This is a genomic window from Hymenobacter jeollabukensis (genome assembly GCF_005771675.1).
In the GTDB taxonomy this organism is placed as follows: Bacteria; Bacteroidota; Bacteroidia; order Cytophagales; family Hymenobacteraceae; genus Solirubrum; species Solirubrum jeollabukense.
Genome location: NZ_VAJM01000027.1, coordinates 1 through 756, shown reverse-complemented (window position 1 = coordinate 756; position 756 = coordinate 1). Strand labels below are relative to the sequence as shown.

At 65.3% G+C, this 756-nt stretch carries 2 protein-coding genes; both read left to right on the top strand.

Annotated features, from left to right (window positions below):
- The first annotated feature begins 38 nt into the window (after positions 1-38).
- Positions 39-308, top strand: a complete 270-nt coding sequence (locus FDY95_RS26180; RefSeq protein WP_138082765.1) for a transposase-like zinc-binding domain-containing protein — start codon at positions 39-41, stop codon at positions 306-308.
- A gap of 19 nt (positions 309-327) precedes the next feature.
- Positions 328-747 (top strand): IS1 family transposase, encoded by a 420-nt coding sequence (locus FDY95_RS26175; protein ID WP_138082762.1) that lies wholly within the window; start codon positions 328-330, stop codon positions 745-747.
- Positions 748-756: the final 9 nt, after the last annotated feature.

Here is a 756-nt window from a genome sequence, read left to right as displayed (position 1 = left end):
GGCGGTGGTCTAATGCGTGGTTTTTACGTACAAGCGGTATGATTCAGACCACGATGAGCTGCGGCAAGTGCGGGAGCACGGCCCTGCGCAAGAACGGCCACAGTCATGGCCAGGCCAAATACCTGTGCACCGCCTGCCGGCACCAGGCCGTGTTTGCGCCGGCCGCCCCGCGCAAAGCCGTACAGTATGCGCAGGTGGAAAAGCTGCTGCTCGAACGCGTCTCGCAACGCGCCATCGTGCGCCTGACGGGCGTGGCGCGCATGACCGTGGCCAAGCTGGCAAAAAAAAGCGCGGGCCCAGCCGAGTAGTTGCCCGCTGCCACGCCGGGTGAAGGAGCTGGAACTGGACGAGCTGTGGACGTTCGTGGGCCGCAAACGGCGTAAAAAGTGGCTGTGGCTGGCCGTCGAGCGGCATTCGCGCCGCATCGTGGCCTGGGTGCTCGGCTCGCGCGGCCGTGCCACGGCCCGGCGTCTATGGCGGGCCTTACCCACGCCCTACCGCACCGGCACCTGGTACTACACCGACGAGTGGGAGGCCTACAAGGGCGTGCTGCCCAAGCGCGCCCACCAGCCCAGCGCCAAAGGCAGCGGGCAGACCAGCATCGTGGAAGCCATCAACTGCTCCCTGCGCCAGCGCTGCGGCGTACTGGTGCGCAAGTCCTGCTCGTTCAGCCGTTCCCTGGCCATGCACCACGTCCGCATTCAACTCGTCATTGACGAGCATAATCGACGATGCACCATGTATTAGACCACCGCT